General features: G+C 61.7%; 19 protein-coding genes. 14 read left to right on the top strand and 5 right to left on the bottom strand.

Features of this window, described 5'->3' with window-relative positions; translation table 11 throughout:
- Positions 1 to 100: 100 nt before the first annotated feature.
- On the bottom strand, positions 101 to 961 hold the full coding sequence (locus tag ABE456_RS25230) for a DUF6279 family lipoprotein (RefSeq protein WP_346646362.1): 861 nt from the start codon (positions 959 to 961) through the stop codon (positions 101 to 103).
- 147 nt (positions 962 to 1,108) lie between these two features.
- Between ABE456_RS25230 and ABE456_RS25225 the strand changes: the two genes are divergently transcribed.
- The 4 genes from ABE456_RS25225 to ABE456_RS25210 all read left to right on the top strand — a co-directional run bounded on the left by ABE456_RS25225 (position 1,109) and on the right by ABE456_RS25210 (position 6,216).
- The gene (locus ABE456_RS25225; RefSeq protein WP_346646361.1) at positions 1,109 to 1,627 is read left to right on the top strand and encodes a sigma-70 family RNA polymerase sigma factor; all 519 of its coding nucleotides are present in this window, start codon (positions 1,109 to 1,111) and stop codon (positions 1,625 to 1,627) included.
- Positions 1,624 to 2,565, top strand: coding sequence for a FecR domain-containing protein (locus ABE456_RS25220; RefSeq protein ID WP_346646360.1), 942 nt, complete (start codon positions 1,624 to 1,626; stop codon positions 2,563 to 2,565). The genes ABE456_RS25225 and ABE456_RS25220 overlap by 4 nt, the downstream gene beginning before the upstream one ends.
- A 254-nt stretch (positions 2,566 to 2,819) precedes the next feature.
- Positions 2,820 to 5,273, top strand: coding sequence for a TonB-dependent siderophore receptor (locus tag ABE456_RS25215; protein WP_346646359.1), 2,454 nt, complete (start codon positions 2,820 to 2,822; stop codon positions 5,271 to 5,273).
- Positions 5,274 to 5,379: 106 nt separating this feature from the next.
- A complete protein-coding gene (locus ABE456_RS25210; RefSeq protein WP_346646358.1) occupies positions 5,380 to 6,216 on the top strand; it encodes a S1-like domain-containing RNA-binding protein in 837 nt (278 codons plus the stop codon).
- On the opposite strand, the gene ABE456_RS25205 is transcribed toward ABE456_RS25210, so the two are convergent.
- Complete coding sequence (locus ABE456_RS25205) at positions 6,217 to 6,597, bottom strand: hypothetical protein (protein WP_346646357.1); 381 nt, start codon at positions 6,595 to 6,597, stop codon at positions 6,217 to 6,219.
- Positions 6,598 to 6,857: 260 nt separating this feature from the next.
- Between ABE456_RS25205 and ABE456_RS25200 the strand changes: the two genes are divergently transcribed.
- The 3 genes from ABE456_RS25200 to def all read left to right on the top strand — a co-directional run bounded on the left by ABE456_RS25200 (position 6,858) and on the right by def (position 8,686).
- Positions 6,858 to 7,037: a CsbD family protein gene (locus ABE456_RS25200; RefSeq protein ID WP_110637020.1), complete on the top strand. Its 180-nt coding sequence runs from the start codon at positions 6,858 to 6,860 to the stop codon at positions 7,035 to 7,037.
- A gap of 156 nt (positions 7,038 to 7,193) precedes the next feature.
- Positions 7,194 to 8,153: a YihY/virulence factor BrkB family protein gene (locus tag ABE456_RS25195; RefSeq protein ID WP_346646356.1), complete on the top strand. Its 960-nt coding sequence runs from the start codon at positions 7,194 to 7,196 to the stop codon at positions 8,151 to 8,153.
- Positions 8,150 to 8,686, top strand: coding sequence for a peptide deformylase (def, locus tag ABE456_RS25190; RefSeq protein WP_346646355.1), 537 nt, complete (start codon positions 8,150 to 8,152; stop codon positions 8,684 to 8,686). The genes ABE456_RS25195 and def overlap by 4 nt, the downstream gene beginning before the upstream one ends.
- On the opposite strand, the gene ABE456_RS25185 is transcribed toward def, so the two are convergent.
- Positions 8,641 to 9,009: a GNAT family N-acetyltransferase gene (locus ABE456_RS25185; RefSeq protein WP_346646354.1), complete on the bottom strand. Its 369-nt coding sequence runs from the start codon at positions 9,007 to 9,009 to the stop codon at positions 8,641 to 8,643. The genes def and ABE456_RS25185 overlap by 46 nt on opposite strands.
- 354 nt (positions 9,010 to 9,363) lie before the next feature.
- Here ABE456_RS25185 and ABE456_RS25180 point away from each other — a divergent pair, with 354 nt between their 5' ends.
- The 5 genes from ABE456_RS25180 (at position 9,364) to ABE456_RS25160 (ending at position 12,509) form a co-directional block, all read left to right on the top strand.
- A complete protein-coding gene (locus ABE456_RS25180) occupies positions 9,364 to 9,621 on the top strand; it encodes a DUF2790 domain-containing protein (protein ID WP_019471041.1) in 258 nt (85 codons plus the stop codon).
- Positions 9,622 to 9,949: 328 nt separating this feature from the next.
- The gene (locus tag ABE456_RS25175) at positions 9,950 to 10,375 is read left to right on the top strand and encodes a nuclear transport factor 2 family protein (RefSeq protein ID WP_346646353.1); all 426 of its coding nucleotides are present in this window, start codon (positions 9,950 to 9,952) and stop codon (positions 10,373 to 10,375) included.
- Between the two features lie 44 nt (positions 10,376 to 10,419).
- Positions 10,420 to 10,764 (top strand): YciI family protein, encoded by a 345-nt coding sequence (locus ABE456_RS25170; RefSeq protein ID WP_051099448.1) that lies wholly within the window; start codon positions 10,420 to 10,422, stop codon positions 10,762 to 10,764.
- Between the two features lie 21 nt (positions 10,765 to 10,785).
- Positions 10,786 to 11,271, top strand: a complete 486-nt coding sequence (locus ABE456_RS25165; RefSeq protein ID WP_346646352.1) for an SRPBCC family protein — start codon at positions 10,786 to 10,788, stop codon at positions 11,269 to 11,271.
- Positions 11,271 to 12,509, top strand: coding sequence for an RNA polymerase sigma factor (locus ABE456_RS25160; RefSeq protein WP_346646351.1), 1,239 nt, complete (start codon positions 11,271 to 11,273; stop codon positions 12,507 to 12,509). Before ABE456_RS25165 ends, ABE456_RS25160 begins: the two co-directional genes overlap by 1 nt.
- 80 nt (positions 12,510 to 12,589) lie before the next feature.
- On the opposite strand, the gene ABE456_RS25155 is transcribed toward ABE456_RS25160, so the two are convergent.
- Together ABE456_RS25155 and ABE456_RS25150 are read right to left on the bottom strand one after the other, a co-directional pair.
- Positions 12,590 to 13,060, bottom strand: a complete 471-nt coding sequence (locus ABE456_RS25155) for a MaoC family dehydratase (protein WP_051099445.1) — start codon at positions 13,058 to 13,060, stop codon at positions 12,590 to 12,592.
- Between the two features lie 34 nt (positions 13,061 to 13,094).
- Positions 13,095 to 14,039 carry a lysophospholipase gene (locus tag ABE456_RS25150; protein ID WP_346646350.1) on the bottom strand — a complete coding sequence of 315 codons (945 nt, stop codon included), beginning with the start codon at positions 14,037 to 14,039 and terminating at the stop codon, positions 13,095 to 13,097.
- A 218-nt stretch (positions 14,040 to 14,257) separates the two neighbouring features.
- Between ABE456_RS25150 and fadD2 the strand changes: the two genes are divergently transcribed.
- Complete coding sequence (fadD2, locus tag ABE456_RS25145) at positions 14,258 to 15,946, top strand: long-chain-fatty-acid--CoA ligase FadD2 (protein ID WP_346646349.1); 1,689 nt, start codon at positions 14,258 to 14,260, stop codon at positions 15,944 to 15,946.
- 313 nt (positions 15,947 to 16,259) lie between these two features.
- Complete coding sequence (gene fadD1, locus ABE456_RS25140) at positions 16,260 to 17,957, top strand: long-chain-fatty-acid--CoA ligase FadD1 (RefSeq protein WP_346646348.1); 1,698 nt, start codon at positions 16,260 to 16,262, stop codon at positions 17,955 to 17,957.
- The last annotated feature ends 92 nt before the right edge of the window (positions 17,958 to 18,049 follow it).

The following is an 18,049-nucleotide window of genomic DNA, read 5'->3' as shown; positions in this document are numbered from 1 at the left end:
CACAGGTACAGCACAGCCCTTGAGAACTGTGGGTTCCCTGTGGGAGCGGCGGTGCGGCGATCCGATTTACCCGCGAAGAGGCCAGGCCTGCTTTACACCATCACCCCTTCATACACTTCAACTCACTGAAGTCTGTACGCACCTTGCCCAGCCGTTCCTGCAAGAAACGCCGCTGCTGCGGTGTGCTCTGGTGCACCAAGTCCACCAGCAAGCTGCGCGCCTGCCGCTCGGTGTTCTGATACGCCGCCCGGTACTCCGGCGTCCACAAACTCTCCTTGCGCTGCAACAACGTCGCCAGGCGTGGCTCGAAGCTGGTGTCATTGCGCTGGTTCATCGCCAGCAGCAGTTGCTGCTGCCAATGGGCGCGGTTGGCGATCCATTCGCGGTTCTGGTCGCCCAGCGCCTGCGACCAGGCTTGCACGCGCTGCGCCTGCTCCGGGGTCAGCTCGCCAAACCACGGCGTCAGGCGTTTCTCCATACGTTCGGTACGGCGGGCGATCTGCTTGGCCAACGGCGTATCGACATACAGCTTCTGCCGTTCGCTGATGTCCTGGTGGAAGGCGTCGCGCATCTCCGCCACCTGGGTATCGCTCATGCCACGTAACAATTCAGTGGCAGACGGGGTGATCTCTTCTGCCACCCGGCCAATCGCCTCGCGGGCTTCACGGGTGCGTAGCTGCAGGGCCTGGTCGGTCACCTGGTCGTCGGCGACCATGCCGCGTACCCGGTCCAGCCAGTCGAGGTAGCCAGGCAGCTGGGTCTTGCAATGCCAGGCCAGGTGCTCCTTCAGCCGGTCGTCGAGCAAGGCCTTCTGCTCACGGTTCATGTCCAGGTAGTCGCCCAACGACCACGGCACCAGGCGGTCGAGGTTGCGGTAGGCCAGGTCGATGCGGCTGCAGGCGGCCAGGGCCAGGGCGAAGCCGATGGCGATGAGCAGGGCTTTGGACAGGCGTAAAGGCATGTGCTGTTCCTTGCAGTGGCGGCCAATCGGTAGACGTAAGGGTAGCCGCACGGTTCCACTGCAGTGCTGCAATGGCGGTTTCCTTCCATCGGCAATCTCACTATTATTGCGAGTAATTCTTATCCGCATCGTTACAAGGATGATTGCGTGTACAAGGTTCCGCCTGCACCGCACGATGACATGCACTGCCTGTACCGCGAACACAGCGGCTGGTTGCAAGGCTGGCTGCGCCGGCGGCTGGGCGACCGCGAGCGAGCAGCGGACTTGACTCAGGATACCTTTGTGCGGCTGATCGCCAGTACGGTTGCCCACCCGCTGCGGGAACCGCGAAATTTTCTGGCGACGGTGGCCAAGCGGGTGATGGTCGACCACTTGCGCCGGCGCTCGCTGGAACAGGCGTACCTGGAAACCTTGGCGCAGCAGCCGGAGTTACTGGAAGCATCGCCCGAGCAGCGCTTGCTGCTGCTGGAAACGCTGCTGCAACTTGACGCCATGCTGGACGGCCTCAACCACAAAGTGCGCCAGGCCCTGTTTCTGTCGCATCTCGAAGGCTTGAGCTACGCCGAAATCGCCGAGCGCCTGGGGGTGTCGGTCAGTTCGGTGACCAAGTACATCGCCAAGGCCACCGAGCAGTGCCTGCTGTTCGCGCTGGATGCCGAGCTGTGACCCCGGCACAGCAACGTCAGGCGCTGCGTGATGCGGCGCAGTGGCATGCGCAGCTGAGCGCGGGGGCCGATTACCCGGCGCTGTACCAACGCTGGCAGGCCTGGCATCAGGGCGACCCTGTGCACCAATGGGCCTGGCAGCGGCTGGAGGCATTTCACACCGAGCTGCGCAGCGTGCCGGCGACGGTGGCGCAACGTACCTTGGCGGTAGAGCCGCCGTTGGCGGGGCGACGTACCGTGCTCAAGGGGCTGGTGCTGGGCCTTGGTGTCTCTGGCCTGGCTTGGACGGGCTATCGGCAAACGCCGCTGTGGTTGGCCGATGCGCGCACGGTTACCGGTGAGCGGCGCCAGTTGCGCTTGGCGGATGGCACGCAGCTGACGCTGAATACAGCCAGTGCCGTAGACATTCGCTATGACCAGAAGCAGCGCCTGATCATCCTGCGTACCGGGGAGATCATGGTGAGTACGGCCAAGGATGCCCGGCCACTCAGGGTGCGCAGCCAGCAGGGTGAGATGCGTGCCCTGGGCACGCGCTTTGTCGTGCGCCAGCTGGACGGGCAGACCGAACTGGACGTGCTGGAACATGCCGTCGCTGTGCGCAACCGGGCAGACGGCGAGGCGCTGCGGGTGGAGGCGGGCATGAGCCTACGTTTTGGCACCGGGCCACTGCCGGCGCCGCAGCTGCTCGACCCCAACCGCGACGAGTGGGTCAATGGCCGGCTGGTGATCGACGACTGGCCGCTGGGCAAGGTACTGGAGGAACTGCAGCGCTATCGCCCAGGCTTTATCGAGTGTGCCAGGGAGGTGGCGCAGTTGCGCCTGTCCGGGGCCTTCCCGCTGTACGATACCGCGCGTGCACTGCAGGCGATTGCCCAGGCGCTGCCGGTGCGCATCGAGACCCGCACACGTTTCTGGGTGCGGGTGCGGCCATTGGGTTGATGCCCTGGTGGTTACAGTTTTTTGTTGTCTGAGCTGGCCTCATCGCCGGCAAGCCAGCTCCCACAGGTACTGTGCATGACTTGAGGCCGATGAGGTCGATGTGGGAGCTGGCTTGCCGGCGATGGGGCGCAAAGCGCCCCCAACATGCCCGCTGATGGATTTTTTAAAAATATTTCTCGTTTGCATTGTCGGTTTCCCCGTTTCACCCGACCCCTCCTGCAAACCGCCACCACAGGCCTTTGAAGGAGCCCCCCATGCAGCGCCGCGTTACCCACCACGCCTACCCCAGAAAACCCCTCGTCGTCGCCATGTTCAGTGCCGCGTTGCTGCTGCAGGCTGGTGTGGTCCACCCGCTAAGCAGCGCCGGGCAGGCCCGTGCCGCCGAAGCCTCGCGTAGCTACGCCATCGCCGCCGGCCCGCTGGGGTCGGTGCTCAGCCGCTTTGCCAGCGATGCTGGGGTGGTGCTTTCGTTCGAGGCCGAGCTGACCCAGGGCAAGCACAGCCCGGGGCTGCAGGGCACTTACAGCGTCGAACAAGGTTTCGCCCGGTTGCTGGCAGGGAGTGAGCTGCAGGTGATGGCCGCAAGCAATGGCAATTATGTGTTGTTGCCAAGGGCTTCAGAGGGCGCTCTCGAACTGGCCGCGACCAGCATCAATGCCTCGGGCTTGGGGGCTACGACGGAGGGGACCGGGTCCTATACGACTGGGTCGACCAGTACGGCGACCAAGATGAACCTGTCGATTCGGGAGACACCGCAGACGATTACTGTGATCACGCGTCAACGCATGGATGACCAACATTTGGCTACCATGACCGATGTGCTAAACCAGACACCGGGTATCACCATGTCGCAGGACGGTGGCGAGCGCTTCAACATTTACTCTCGCGGCAGCGCAATCAATACGTATCAGATCGATGGCGTCACCACCACACAGGAAAACCAGACCCGCAACATGCCCAGTACCTTGCTGGACATGGCCCTGTACGATCGAGTCGAAATCATCCGCGGCGCTACCGGCCTGATGACGGGCGCTGGCGACCCGAGTGGCGTCGTCAACCTGATCCGCAAGCGCCCGACCCGTGAATTCAAGTCTCACATTCAGGCAGGGGTAGGTTCCTGGGATTACTACCGCGCCGAGGCGGATGTTTCAGGGCCACTGACAGACAGCGGTAACGTTCGTGGCCGATTCGTTGCGGCCAAGCAGGACAATGATACGTTCATGGACTGGTACAGCCAGAAGCGTGATCTGGTCTACGGCGTGCTTGAGGCAGACCTGACCGACACCACCGTTGGCCGCTTCAGCATCGACCACCAGAAGTACCGGGCAGACGGCGCCCCGGGGGTTCCAATGCTCTTCAGCAACGGCCAAGCTACAGATTTCTCTCGTTCAAAAAGTTCCGGCGCACGCTGGATGTATGACGAAATCGAGACCACCAACTATACATTCGGCCTGGAACAAGAACTGGCCAATGACTGGCAATTCAAGATCGCTGCCAACTACATGGATGTGGATCGCGACACCGACTCCGCCTATCTGCGTACAACAACCAACGTTGCCTATATCAATCAGGCAACCGGTGCGGTACCGATCATCCCGGCCATCGCCAAGGCGACCCAGACCCAGAAAGGTGTCGATGTCACCCTGCAAGGCCCATTCGAACTATTGGGCCAGCGCCATGAAGTGATCATGGGTTACAACTTTCAGGATTACGAAAACCAGCACGATGAATCCGATGCGCCGTCTACAACCATCGATTACTACAATTGGAACAACCAGATGGCGCGACCCAATGCGGACAGCTACGTGCCTTTCCTGGACTACAACGTCGCTACCCGGCAGAGCGGCTATTACCTTGCAGGACGATTCAACGTCACTGACGATTTGCATTTCATACTTGGCGCTCGGGTCTCCAGGTACAACTACGATTACTCGCTGAATGTGCTGACCAGCACTACCCGGACGCCACCCACCAAGATTCGCGAAAATGGTGTCGTCACCCCTTATGCCGGCATCGTTTACGATCTGACCGCAGAGCAGTCTGTCTACGCCAGCTATACGGACATCTTCAAACCGCAGTCTTCTCAGGATGTCTCCGGGCAGACCCTCGAACCCGTAGTTGGCAAGAACTATGAGCTGGGTTGGAAAGGCGAGTTTTATGAAGGCCGCCTGAATGCCAATGCGGCCGTTTACCTGATTCAGCGTGATAACTTCGCGGTAGAGGATGGCACTAACAAGACCCCCGACCTTAACCAAGCTTATCGTGCTGTTTCTGGCGCAGAAACCAAAGGTATCGACCTTGAGCTGTCTGGGGAAGTACTGCCAGGCTGGAACATCCAGACGGGTTATAGCCATTCGCGCACAGAAGACTCTGACGGCAACCGTCAGACCACTCAGCTACCCATGGACACCTTCCGTCTGTGGACGACTTACCGCTTCCAGGGCGACTGGAACAAGCTGACCATTGGCGGTGGTGCAAACTGGAACTCGAGTTCGTCGCTCTCTTATGTCCGCTTGAACACGCGCGTAACGCAAGACGACTACACCGTTGCCAGCCTGATGGCCCGCTATCAGATCAATGACAACTTGTCGGCCACGGTCAACGTCAACAATCTGTTCGATGAGAAGTATTACGCCGGCATGGCCGGTAGCTATGCCCACTATGGAGCCCCCCGTAACACCATGCTCAACCTGCGCTACGATTTCTGATCCAGCGCCCCAGAACATCAAGCACAACGGGGCAACCGTCCGGAAGCTTTGACACCACCCCGTGTCTATCCGGAAAATAGCCCCCTTGTCTTGAGGATCATCAGAAATGGCTCTGCTTGGGCGTTACAACAGTTTGCAAATCGTGAAACACGTGGACTTCGGCCTGTACCTGGACGGCGGTGCCGACGGCGAGATCCTGCTGCCTGGGCGCTATATCCCGAAAAACGCCGAAACCGAAGTGGATGACTGGCTGAACGTGTTCATCTACCTGGACAGCGAAGATCAGCTGATCGCCACCACCGAAAAGCCCAAGGTGCAGGTCGGTGAGTTCGCCAGCCTCAAGGTCAAGGATATCAACGGTGCCGGCATCTTCCTCGACTGGGGCCTGTCCAAGGACTTGCTGATGCCGTACTCGGAAGAGGCGCGGCCGCTGAAGATTGGTGATTACTGCGTGGTGCACGTCTACCTCGACAAGCGCACCCGCCGTATTACCGCCACTTCACGGCTGGACCGCTACCTCGACGTCACCCCAGGCGACTACAAGGTTGGCCAGCCGGTCGAGCTGCTGGTGGCCGGCGAGACGCCGATGGGCTTCAAGGCCATCATCAACAACCGCCACTGGGGCCTGATCCACAAGAACGAGGTGTTCAAGTTCCTGCGTTCGGGCATGCACGAGAAGGGCTTCATCAAGGAAGTGCGCCACGACGGCAAGATCGCCCTGAGCCTGCAACCGGTGGGCGCGGCCCTGGCCGACAGCCTGCAAGAGCAGATCATGGCGCGCCTGGAGGCCGAAGGCGGGGTGCTGGGGGTGTGTGACAAGAGCGACCCGGCGCTGATCAGCAAGCTGTTCAACGTCAGCAAGGGCAACTTCAAGAAGGCCATTGGCGGGTTGTTCAAGCAAGGCCTGATCGTCATCCATGACGATCGCATCGAGAAGGCCTGATCAGGCCTGCACGAAGTTGCGGAAGTCCAGCTGCTCGCCACCCGGGCGGGTGTCGCGCAGCAGCGAGTCGCGGTCGGCGCTGAGGGCCAGGCTGATGGTCGAGCGGCGCTTGCCGGGCTTGCGCACTTCCATCTGCTCCAGGTGAGCCTTGAGGAAGTTGGTGGGCACTTTCAGGTGCTGCAGCTCATCGCTTTCTGGCGTGTGCAGCAGCAGGTTGACCCAGTCGGCCTGGCCCTTGCGTAGCAGCGCCACCGGCACTTCGAACCACCACAGGTTGCGTTTTTTGTCCAGGATGGCGAACAGGGTGTTGCTGCTGTTCAGCACCGGGCGGGCCAGTGCTTCGTTGCGCCGGGCGATGGCGGCGGGTTTGTCGAGTTTCATGCAGGTTCCTGCGGGTTGACGCTATGAAGGCCTGCATTGTGAGGGGTGGCGGGTAGTGGGGCAAGGTTTGATGGCCCTATCGCCGAACCGGCAGGCTCACCTCGGAAGTTGCCCCATCCGCTGTAGTCACCGGTGCAGTAGCGCTCTTGAATCCCACCACTCGGCCTGCGGGTGGAAAATCCGTTGAAACTCCTGGCGAAAGCGTTGGGTCCACCCTCTGTCGACACGGTTCACGTGTCTCCCATTGCAGGAGTTTTGCCATGAGCGGTACCAAAGACAAAGCGAAAGGCCTGGCCAACGAAGCGATCGGCAACATCAAGCAAGGTGTCGGCAAGGTGACCGACAACGACAAGCTGCGGGCCGAGGGCAAGGCGCAGGAACTGAAAGGCGAGGCGCAGCAGATCAAGGGCAATGTGAAGGATGCGGTGAAAAAACCTTGATTTGAAGTGGCCTGTGCTGGCCTCTTAGCGGATTCACCCGCGAAGAGGCCGGTACTGGCGTAAGCAAATTCTTCAAGCATGGGCGGGAGCAGCACAGCAACGGCATGGTCTATTAAACTTGCCTGTTGTAACGATCAAGCGGCGAAAGGAGACGCTATGATTTTCCCCGACCTGCGCGGCCTGCCCCTGCACCGCGTGCTGGTACGCACCGTCAAGGAATTCCTCGACGACGAGATGTCGACCTATGCCTCCGCGCTGGCCTACCAGATGCTGTTTTCGCTGTTCCCGTTCCTGCTGTTCCTGATTGCCCTGATCGGTTTCCTGCACTTGCCGGACTTCTTCTCCTGGCTGCGCCTGCAATCGGAGCTGGTGCTGCCGCCACAGGCACTGGAGCAGGTGAACCCGGTAATCGACCAGTTGCAGCAGTCCAAGGGCGGGCTGCTGTCGGTAGGTATCGTGATTGCCCTGTGGACGGCATCGGCCGGCGTGCGCCTGATGATGAGCGCGATGAACGCCGCCTACGACGTACCCGAGGGCCGCCCGGTATGGAAGCGCATTCCGCTGTCGATCATCTACACCGTCGGCATCGCCGGCATGTTGCTGGTGGCCGCGGCGCTGATGGTGCTGGGGCCGCAGGTGATGGAGTGGATTGCCGCCCAGGTCGGTATGCAGGAGGTGATCGTCACGGTGTGGACCATCCTGCGTTGGCCGGCCATCATCATCCTGATGATGGTGGCGGTGGCGCTGATCTACTACGTGATGCCCGATGTGAAACAGCAGTTTCGCTTCATCACCCCAGGCTCGGTGCTGGCGGTGGTGGTGTGGATCGTGGCGTCGTTGGGTTTTGCCTATTACGTGAAAACCTTTGCCGACTACAACGCCATGTACGGCAGTATCGGTGCAATCATCGTGTTATTGCTGTATTTCTATATTTCCGCTGCCGTGTTGCTGTTGGGCGCGGAAATGAACGCAGTGATTGAGCACATGTCGAGTGGGGGCAAGAACCCTGGCGAAAAGGATTTCGAGGGGCACAAGCCCGGCGACACCATTACCGTGCTGGGCCATGAGCACCCGATACCGAGCGAGCCCCAACCTTCCGAGCCGAACCCCAGATGATCCGTGACATTCTCAAGATGGGCGACGAACGCTTGCTGCGCATCGCCCCGCCAGTGCCCGAACATATGCTCGGTAGTGCCGAACTGCAGCAACTGATCGACGACATGTTCGAAACCATGTGCCATGTGGGCGGCGTGGGCCTGGCTGCGCCGCAAATCGGCATCGACCTGCAGTTGGTGATCTTCGGTTTCGAGCGCAGCGAGCGCTACCCGGATGCCGAAGCGGTGCCAAAGACCATTCTGCTCAACCCGGTAATCACCCCAATATCCACCGAGGTGGAGGACGGTTGGGAAGGTTGCCTGTCGGTGCCTGGCCTGCGTGGCGTGGTACCGCGCTTCAAGCACATCTGCTACGAAGGCCTCGACCCCCAGGGCAACCCGATCAACCGCTTTGCCGACGGCTTCCATGCGCGGGTGGTGCAGCATGAGTGCGACCACCTGATCGGCCGGCTGTACCCGTCGCGCATCCAGGACTTCGCCAGGTTCGGCTACACTGAGGTGCTGTTCCCCGGGCTTGACGCCAGCGACGACTGACCCCGTTGCATTGCTACCAGGCGTTTGCTGCGCTGGTAGCGCTGCAGGCGGCCTGCCAGGGTTTCCGGCAGTTGCTGGGCCAGGTCGAAACCCAGGGACTGGTAGAAGGGCACCAGGTCCGGGTGGCAGAACAGCCAGGTAGGCCCGTCAGCCTGTCCCAGCGCTGCCTCGACCAACCGCGCGGCCACCCCCTGGCTGCGCCGCTGCGGGTCGACGAACAGGCCGGTCAGCCAGAAACCCTCGCCCACGCTACTCAGGCTCAGGCCGGCGATGATGCCTGGGCCCCGCGCCACCCACAGCGCAGCATCGCCCGTAGCACGCATGCGCGAGCCGTGGCGGCGGTAAAAGTGGTCCAGCAGCCGGCGTTCTGTGCCCGAAAGTTTCGAACAGGACAAATTTTCAGAAATGGCGAGTCCTACCTTTATAGGTGGCCAGAGGCTCTGGCCCGATGATTTGCAGCCGTTTTGTCGCAGATTGTTGCAAAACCGGCAAGGGTGAATATCCGACTCCGGGGTTCAACTATTCCAGGCCGGGAGTAGACTTTTACACATCCCCCCTGGCAGTACGAAGCGGGATCGGTACTTCGTGCCATCTTCACCGTAGATGGCAACTTCTCCGCGCCGCTTGCGGCAATAGAAGTCAATCGATCAGCTTGAATGCTCAAAAGGCAAACCCACATGAAACCATTACTGATTCTTGCATTGGTCGGTATGTCCTCGTTCGCCCTTGCCGATGAGGCCAAACCTGTCTCCAGCGAGCCTGTGGCCCAGCAGTACGACTACACCATGAACCTGGACATCAAGCGGGTGATCAACCTGTCGACCATCCCCAATGTCTGCGAAGTGGTACCTGCGACCATGACCTACGAAGACCACCAGGGCCAAGTGCACACCATCCAGTACCGTGCCATGGGTGAAGGTTGCCAGCAGGGTTGAGCGGCCACCTGCAGGATTGCGCGGAACCTGCATGCAGCGCAATCCTTGTAGGAGCGGCCTTGTGTCGCGAAAGGGCTGCAAAGCAGCCCCAGCAATTTGTGCATCTGCGCTAAAACCTTGGGGCTGCTTCGCAGCCCTTTCGCGACACAAGGCCGCTCCTACAGTTGTCTCCGGTGGCCGATCAGACGGTTTTTCCTCGGCAATGATTTGCCAATACCAAAGCAGATTAATTTCCAACGCCTGTCGATTCCTCCGATTTCCGTTCGACCATAGGTGAAGGCATGCGCCACAGCGTGTCAAAACCCTATGACCTGTCGGAGGAACCCCGATGAGCACCGCAGCCGAAACCGAGATCCGCCAACTGATCGAGCGCTGGATGCAGGCCGTGCGCGATCGCGACATCCCCAACATCATCGCCCCCTATGCCGACGACATCGTTGCTTTCGATGCCATCCAGTCCCTGCAATTCAAAGGCAAGGCCGTGTACACGGCGCACTGGGAAATGTGCATGAGCATGTGCCCTGGCGCCATGGTCTTCGAGCTCGCCGAACTAACCGTGCATGCCACAGGCGACCTGGCCCTGGCCCACTGGCTGAACCGCTGCGGGCCGGCGGACGACGCCAGCCAGTGCGGCTTCATGCGCGCCACCGTGGGCTATCGTCGTCAAGGTGGCCAGTGGCAGGTGATCCACGAACACTGGTCAGCGCCATTCGACATGGAAACGCAAAAAGCCCTGTTCGATCTCAAGCCCTGAGCCGTTATCGCCAAACGCACTTTGCCAATGCCCTGGAGGCGACCATGAAATACCTGTGCCTGGTCTATTGTGACGAAGGGCTGCTGCACAGCCTGCCCGACAGCCCGGAAGACGCCGAGTGCATGGCCTACGCCGAAGCCATTCAAGGCTCAGGGCGAATGCTGGCGGCCGAGGCGCTGAAGCCGGTACAGACTGCCACCACGGTGCGCATGCGCAATGGGCACATGAGCCTGACCGACGGCCCGTTCGCCGAAACCAAGGAGCAACTGGCCGGTTTTTACCTGGTGGAGGCCCGCGACCTGAACGAAGCGCTGAACATCGCCAAGGGCATCCCCGCCGCGCGGGTCGGCAGTGTCGAGGTGCGACCGGTACGCGAACTGCAACCCTGACAGCAACGGAGAACTATCAGCATGAGCCTTGCACAACCTGCGCAAGCGCAGCACGAGTTGTCTATCAGCCGCCTGATCGACGCGCCACCGGCCAAGGTGTTCCGCGCCTGGACCGAGCCCCAGTGGCTGATGCAGTGGTGGGGGCCGCACGGCATGACTACCCCGGAGTGCGAGATGCAGTTGTGGACCGGTGGCCTGTTCCGCACCCTGATGCGTGCACCGGATGGCAGCGAGTATCCGAACCAGGGGGTGTTTCTGGAAATTGCCGCACCGCGTCGGCTGGTGTTCACCGATGCCTTCGGCCCAGGTTGGGTACCTTCGGACAAGGCCTTCATGACTGCCGTGATCAGTTTTGACGAGGAACACGGCAAAACCCGCTACACCGCCCGTGCCTTGCACTGGAGTGCCACCGACTGCCGTGCCCATGAGGAAATGGGCTTCCACCAGGGCTGGGGAGAAAGCCTGGACCGCCTGGTGGAGGTGGTGACCCTGCGGATGCCTGACTGATGGCGGCACTGGCGCAGGTACGCGCCGAAGTCGAGGCGGTGTACCGGCGGGAGTCGCGGCGCATCCTGGCGACGCTGATCCGCCTGTTGGGTGATTTCGACCTGGCCGAGGAGGCCATGCACGATGCCTTCTTCATCGCCGTCGAGCGCTGGCAGCGCGACGGCATCCCCGACAACCCGCGGGCTTGGCTGGTTTCCACCGGGCGCTTCAAGGCCATTGATGCGCTGCGCCGGCGCGCCCGTTTCGACCGCTCTCAGGCGGACCTGAGCATGCAGCTGGAGGGGCAGGCGCAGGACCCCAGCGAGGAAGAACTGCTGGCGGACGACCGCCTGCGGCTGATTTTCACCTGCTGCCATCCGGCACTGGCGGCAGATGCCCAGGTGCCGCTGACCCTGCGCGAAGTCTGCGACCTCACCACCGAGCAGATCGCCCGCGCCTTCCTGCAAAGCCCGGCCACCATCGCCCAGCGCATCGTCCGCGCCAAGGCCAAGATCCGCGATGCCGGCATCCCCTACCAGGTACCGGAGCTGAACGAACTGCCCGAGCGCCTGGAGAGCGTGTTGCGGGTGATCTACCTGGTGTTCAACGAGGGTTATTCGGCGTCGTCGGGCGAGGCGCTGCTGCAACAGGAGCTGAGCGATGAAGCCATTCGCCTGGCGCGGTTACTGGTGCAGTTGTTGCCCGACCCAGAGGCGGTCGGCCTGCTGGCCTTGATGCTGCTGCAGGCGTCCCGTCAGCGGGCACGTACCGATGGCCAGGGTAACCTGGTGCTGCTGGAGCAGCAGGACCGTGGCTTGTGGGACCGGCAGCGCATTGCCGAAGGCTGCGAGCTGGTGCGCCAGGCCCTGCAAAGCAGGGGCTTCGGCGCCTATAGCCTGCAGGCGGCGATTGCTGCGGTGCATGCCGAAGCGGCAACGGCTGAAGAAACGGATTGGGCCGAAATCGTCGGGCTGTATGACGTGTTGCAGCGGCATTGGCCGTCAGCGGTGGTGGAGCTGAACCGGGCGGTGGCGCTGGCCAAGCGGGACGGGCCGGCGGTTGGCTTGCGAGCGGTGGAAGGGATTCTGGCGCGGGGTGAGTTGCTGGACTATCACCTGGCGCATGCGGCGCGGGGTGAATTGCATTACCAGTTGGGGCAGATAGAAGAGGCGCGGGCGGCATGGCGGCAGGCGCTGGCGCTGACTCGGCAGGAGCCCGAGCGCAGGCATATCGAGCGGCGGCTACAGGCTATTGAATGATGTTTGCTGCGCTGGCCTCTTCGCGGGTTCACCGGGGCGCTGAACCGCCGCGAAAAGGCCGGCACTGCATACATCAATCTTCAGCTAGCGACAAAATTCGGCGGCGACACCAGCTCGACGGTCTGCTGCTTGCGCGGTGCCAGGATCTCGGCCTCGCCCTCGACCACCAGCTCATCATTCTGGTTGTACACATTGGTAGCGATGCGCACCTTGAACTTGGGCAGCTTCTCGAGAATCTCCAGGCGCACAGTCAGGGTATCGCCAATCTTCACCGGCTTCTGGAAGCTCATTTTCTGGCCCAGGTAGATGGTGCCAGGGCCAGGCAGGGTGCAGGCCACCGCGGCACTGATCAGCGCGCCACTGAACATGCCATGGGCAATGCGCTCGCGGAACATGCTCTTGGCCGCGAACTCGGCGTCCAGGTGCACCGGGTTGTGGTCACCGGACATCGCAGCGAACAGCTGGATGTCGCGTTCTTCAACGGACTTCTTGTACTCGGCCTTCTGGCCAACTTCGAGGGCTTCGTAAGGCGTGTTGGTGACCTGGGACATCGGGGCTTCCTTAAGCGGTAGGCGAGGGCGGCTATCATTCACTGCGCACAGGGCGGCCAAGGGCCAGTGCCTGTTCAAGCCAGCCGAGAATATCGGCGGTGACCTCGTCACGGTTGGTTTCGTTGAGTACTTCATGCCGCGCCTCAGGATAGACGCGCAGCTGTACATGTCGATTGCCGGTCGCGCGCAGGGCGTCGGCCAGATGGGTGAGACGCTTGCCGGCACTGACCGGATCACATTCCCCACCGATTACCAGCATCGGCAGGTTCGGATCGATCTGCGCGAGGTTACCCGGCTGGCTGATCTGCGCCAAGCCTTGCAGCAGGTCGAGCCACAACTGGTTGCTGCAGCGAAAGCCGCACAGCGGGTCGTTGACGTACAGGTCGACCTCGGCCGGGTCGCGGCTGAGCCAGTCGAACGCCGTGCGGTTGGGCTTGAAGGCTTTGTTGAACGAGCCGAACGACAACCACTCGATCAGCGCGCTCTTGCCCAGAGGCCCCTGGCGCCAGGTCTCCAGCCGGGCAATCAGCCGTGCCACGCGGTACAGCGCCGCCGGCTGGTAGTTGGAGCCACTGAGAACCGCCCCGTGCAGGCTGGCGCTGTGGTGCAGCAGGTAGGCCTGGGCGATGTAGCTGCCCATGCTGTGGCCGAACAGGAACAGCGGTGTGCACGGGAACTGCTGGCCGATGTGCTGGGCCAGCGACCCGAGGTCGTTGACCACGGCATTCCAGCCATGATGGCGGGCGAACAGGCCGAGGCTGCCCAGCTCGGCGGTGCGCCCGTGGCCGCGCTGGTCGGCGGCGAACAGGGCAAAGCCGGCCTCGCACAGGGCATGGCCCAGGCGCTGGTAGCGCCCGGCATGCTCGGCCATGCCATGGGCCAGCAGCACCACGGCTTTTATCGGCTTGGCCGGCAGCCATTGGTGCACATACAGGCTGCAGTGCTCGCTGGCGGGCAGCCAGAAGGCGTCGTGGGGCATGGCGGGTCCTTGTGCGCACAGGTACCCGGACAGTGTATGCACATCCGGCCAGATTGCAGGAAGGGCACAAATAAGATTCACAATGTTAATGGCGGCACTTGGCGTATATGCCACCTTGGGCTTACCTGCTAACGTCGGATCAACGCCTTTTTGCCTTCAGGCGATCAGGTTAAGGACTAAAGGACGCAGTGCAGGTCCAGGCAGAGGAACAATAATAAATGCAAGCCGACTTCTGGAATGACAAGCGCCCGGCGGGCGTGCCTTCCACCATCGACATCAATGCCTACGCCTCGGTCGTCGAGGTGTTCGAACGCTCCTGCAAGCGCTTTGCCGACCGCCCGGCATTCAGCAACCTGGGCGTAACCCTGACCTACGCGGAGCTGGAGCGCCATTCGGCAGCCTTCGCCGCCTGGTTGCAGCAGCATACCGACCTCAAGCCGGGCGACCGCATCGCGGTGCAGATGCCCAACGTGCTGCAGTACCCGATCGCCGTGTTCGGTGCCATGCGCGCGGGCCTGATCGTGGTCAACACCAACCCGCTGTACACCGAACGCGAGATGCGCCACCAGTTCAAGGACAGCGGCGCACGTGCGCTGGTGTACCTGAACATGTTCGGCAAGCGCGTGCAGGAGGTGCTGCCCGACACCGGCATCGAATACCTGATCGAGGCGAAGATGGGCGACCTGCTGCCTACCGCCAAGGGTTGGCTGGTCAACACCGTGGTCGACAAGCTGAAGAAAATGGTGCCGGCCTACCAGTTGCCGCAGGCGGTGCCGTTCAAGCAGGTGCTGCGCCAGGGCCGCGGGCTGTCGCCCAGGCCGGTGCCATTGAGCCTGGATGACATCGCCGTGCTGCAATACACCGGTGGCACCACCGGCCTGGCCAAGGGCGCCATGCTCACCCACGGCAACCTGGTGGCCAACATGCTGCAGGTGCTGGCCTGCTTCTCGCAGCACGGCCCGGATGGGCAGAAGCTGCTCAAGGATGGCCAGGAGGTGATGATTGCCCCGCTGCCGCTCTACCACATCTATGCCTTTACCGCGAATTGCATGTGCATGATGGTCACGGGCAACCACAACGTGCTGATCACCAACCCGCGGGACATTGCCGGCTTCATCAAGGAGCTGGGCAAGTGGCGTTTCTCCGCCTTGCTGGGGCTCAATACCCTGTTTGTCGCGCTGATGGACCACCCGGGTTTCCGCCAGCTGGATTTCTCGGCGCTGAAGGTCACCAACTCCGGCGGCACGGCGCTGGTCAAGGCCACCGCCGACCGCTGGGAAGACCTGACTGGCTGCCGCATCGTAGAAGGCTACGGCCTGACCGAAACCTCTCCGGTGGCCAGCACCAATCCTTATGGCCAGCTGGCGCGCCTGGGCACGGTGGGCATCCCGGTGGCGGGCACCGCGTTCAAGGTGATCGACGATGACGGCAACGAAATGCCGCTGGGCGAGCGGGGCGAGCTGTGTATCAAGGGCCCGCAGGTGATGAAGGGCTACTGGCAGCAGCCCGAGGCCACCGCTCAGGCCCTGGATGCGCAGGGCTGGTTCAAGACCGGCGACATCGCGGTGATCGACCCGGATGGCTTCACCCGCATTGTCGACCGCAAGAAGGACATGATCATCGTCTCGGGCTTCAACGTGTACCCCAACGAGATCGAGGACGTGGTAATGGGCCACCCCAAGGTCGCCAACTGTGCGGCTATCGGCGTGCCGGACGAGCGTTCCGGCGAGGCGGTGAAGCTGTTTGTGGTACCGCGTGAGGGTGGGTTGAGCGTGGATGAGCTGAAGGCCTACTGCAAGGCCAACTTCACCGGCTACAAGGTGCCCAAGCACATCGTGCTGCGCGAGTCGTTGCCAATGACGCCGGTGGGCAAGATTCTGCGGCGGGAGCTGCGTGACATAGCTTGATACCGGGGTGGCTTGTTCGCGGCGGTTCATCGGGGCGCCGAACCGCCGCGAATGCCTTCAAGCCGCTCTAACAGGCATCTTACAGCCTGATTAGCGACATTTTGGATAAATACTCTAAAAATGACCTGTATTGTTCATTGAGTCATTTTTGTGACCATTAGGCCGTTTTTGGCCTCTAGGCGACCCCAGGCAAAGCTGTTACTCTCGGCCCGCTTTCAGATGATACGGTTTGCAACGAGCCGTCATCTCATATCAATAATAAGCGCATCGACGCGTGAATCGAACTTCGCTGTTGCTGAAGGAGTGGGCTTCCATGATTGAAAATTTTTGGAAGGATAAGTACCCAGCCGGGATTACGGCGGAAATCAATCCTGACGAATTCCCCAATATCCAGGCGGTACTCAAGCAATCCTGCCAACGCTTTGCCGACAAACCGGCCTTTAGCAACCTGGGCAAGACTATCACCTATGGCGAGTTGTATGCGCTGTCGGGGGCGTTTGCCGCCTGGCTGCAGCAGCATACCGACCTCAAGCCGGGTGACCGCATTGCCGTGCAGCTGCCCAATGTCCTGCAATACCCGGTCGTGGTATTCGGCGCGATGCGTGCCGGGCTGATCGTGGTCAACACCAACCCGCTGTACACCGCACGGGAGATGGAGCACCAGTTCAACGACTCCGGCGCCAAGGCCCTGGTGTGCCTGGCCAACATGGCCCACCTGGCCGAGAAGGTGGTGCCCAAGACCCAGGTCAAGCACGTTATCGTCACCGAAGTGGCCGACCTGCTGCCACCGCTCAAGCGCCTGCTGATCAACAGCGTGATCAAGTACGTGAAGAAGATGGTGCCGGCCTACAACCTGCCGCGTGCCGTACGCTTCAACGACGCGCTGGCGCTGGGCAAGGGCCAGCCGGTGACCGAGGCCAACCCGCAGGCCAACGACGTGGCGGTGTTGCAGTACACCGGTGGCACCACCGGCGTGGCCAAGGGCGCGATGCTGACCCACCGCAACCTGGTGGCCAACATGCTGCAGTGCCGGGCGCTGATGGGTTCGAACCTGCACGAAGGCTGTGAAATTCTCATCACCCCGCTGCCGCTGTACCACATCTACGCCTTTACCTTCCATTGCATGGCTATGATGCTGATTGGCAACCACAACGTGCTGATCAGCAACCCGCGTGACCTGCCGGCCATGGTCAAGGAACTGGGCAAGTGGAAGTTCAGCGGCTTTGTCGGCCTCAACACCCTGTTTGTCGCCTTGTGCAACAACGAGGCCTTCCGTGCCCTGGATTTCTCGGCATTGAAGATTACCCTGTCTGGCGGCATGGCCCTGCAGCTGAGCGTGGCCGAGCGCTGGAAGGCCGTGACCGGTTGTGCCATCTGCGAAGGCTACGGCATGACCGAGACCAGCCCGGTGGCTGCGGTGAACCCGGCAGAGGCCAACCAGGTCGGCACCATCGGTATTCCGGTGCCATCGACCTTGTGCAAGATCATCGACGACGCCGGCAACGAGCTGCCGCTGGGCGAAGTGGGCGAGTTGTGCGTCAAGGGCCCGCAGGTGATGAAGGGTTACTGGCAGCGCGAGGACGCCACCGCGGAGATCCTCGACAGCGAAGGCTGGCTGAAGACCGGCGACATTGCCCTGATCCAGGCGGACGGCTACATGCGTATCGTCGACCGCAAGAAGGACATGATCTTGGTCTCGGGCTTCAACGTTTACCCTAACGAGCTGGAAGACGTGCTGGCGGCCTTGCCGGGTGTATTGCAGTGCGCGGCCATTGGTGTGCCGGACGAGAAGTCCGGTGAAGTGATCAAGGTATTCATCGTGGTCAAGCCGGGCATGACCGTGACCAAGGAGCAGGTGATGGAGCACATGCGTGCCAACGTTACCGGCTACAAGGTCCCGCGCCAGATCGAGTTCCGCGATGCGCTGCCGACCACCAACGTGGGCAAGATTTTGCGCCGCGAGCTGCGTGATGAAGAGCTGAAGAAGCAGGGCTTGAAGAAGATCGCCTGATCCTTGGTTTACGCGGTCGCTGTAGGAGCGGCCTTGTGTCGCGATCGGGCCGCGAAGCGGCCCCAGAAATGTCAGCACCACGGCTGAGAACC

The organism is Pseudomonas sp. TWI929, assembly GCF_039673335.1.
Taxonomy (GTDB): domain Bacteria; phylum Pseudomonadota; class Gammaproteobacteria; order Pseudomonadales; family Pseudomonadaceae; genus Aquipseudomonas.
The sequence above is the reverse complement of the archived record's forward strand: the minus strand, read 5'-3'. Positions and strand labels throughout refer to the sequence as shown.

Coding starts and splice junctions, on each gene's coding strand:
- ABE456_RS25230 (WP_346646362.1), bottom strand. CDS start 961: ATGCCTTTACGCCTGTCCAAAGCCCTGCTCATCGCCATCGGCTTCGCC.
- ABE456_RS25215 (WP_346646359.1), top strand. CDS start 2,820: ATGCAGCGCCGCGTTACCCACCACGCCTACCCCAGAAAACCCCTCGTC.
- ABE456_RS25210 (WP_346646358.1), top strand. CDS start 5,380: ATGGCTCTGCTTGGGCGTTACAACAGTTTGCAAATCGTGAAACACGTG.
- ABE456_RS25205 (WP_346646357.1), bottom strand. CDS start 6,597: ATGAAACTCGACAAACCCGCCGCCATCGCCCGGCGCAACGAAGCACTG.
- ABE456_RS25200 (WP_110637020.1), top strand. CDS start 6,858: ATGAGCGGTACCAAAGACAAAGCGAAAGGCCTGGCCAACGAAGCGATC.
- ABE456_RS25195 (WP_346646356.1), top strand. CDS start 7,194: ATGATTTTCCCCGACCTGCGCGGCCTGCCCCTGCACCGCGTGCTGGTA.
- def (WP_346646355.1), top strand. CDS start 8,150: ATGATCCGTGACATTCTCAAGATGGGCGACGAACGCTTGCTGCGCATC.
- ABE456_RS25185 (WP_346646354.1), bottom strand. CDS start 9,009: ATGCGTGCTACGGGCGATGCTGCGCTGTGGGTGGCGCGGGGCCCAGGC.
- ABE456_RS25180 (WP_019471041.1), top strand. CDS start 9,364: ATGAAACCATTACTGATTCTTGCATTGGTCGGTATGTCCTCGTTCGCC.
- ABE456_RS25175 (WP_346646353.1), top strand. CDS start 9,950: ATGAGCACCGCAGCCGAAACCGAGATCCGCCAACTGATCGAGCGCTGG.
- ABE456_RS25170 (WP_051099448.1), top strand. CDS start 10,420: ATGAAATACCTGTGCCTGGTCTATTGTGACGAAGGGCTGCTGCACAGC.
- ABE456_RS25165 (WP_346646352.1), top strand. CDS start 10,786: ATGAGCCTTGCACAACCTGCGCAAGCGCAGCACGAGTTGTCTATCAGC.
- ABE456_RS25160 (WP_346646351.1), top strand. CDS start 11,271: ATGGCGGCACTGGCGCAGGTACGCGCCGAAGTCGAGGCGGTGTACCGG.
- ABE456_RS25155 (WP_051099445.1), bottom strand. CDS start 13,060: ATGTCCCAGGTCACCAACACGCCTTACGAAGCCCTCGAAGTTGGCCAG.
- ABE456_RS25150 (WP_346646350.1), bottom strand. CDS start 14,039: ATGCCCCACGACGCCTTCTGGCTGCCCGCCAGCGAGCACTGCAGCCTG.
- fadD2 (WP_346646349.1), top strand. CDS start 14,258: ATGCAAGCCGACTTCTGGAATGACAAGCGCCCGGCGGGCGTGCCTTCC.
- fadD1 (WP_346646348.1), top strand. CDS start 16,260: ATGATTGAAAATTTTTGGAAGGATAAGTACCCAGCCGGGATTACGGCG.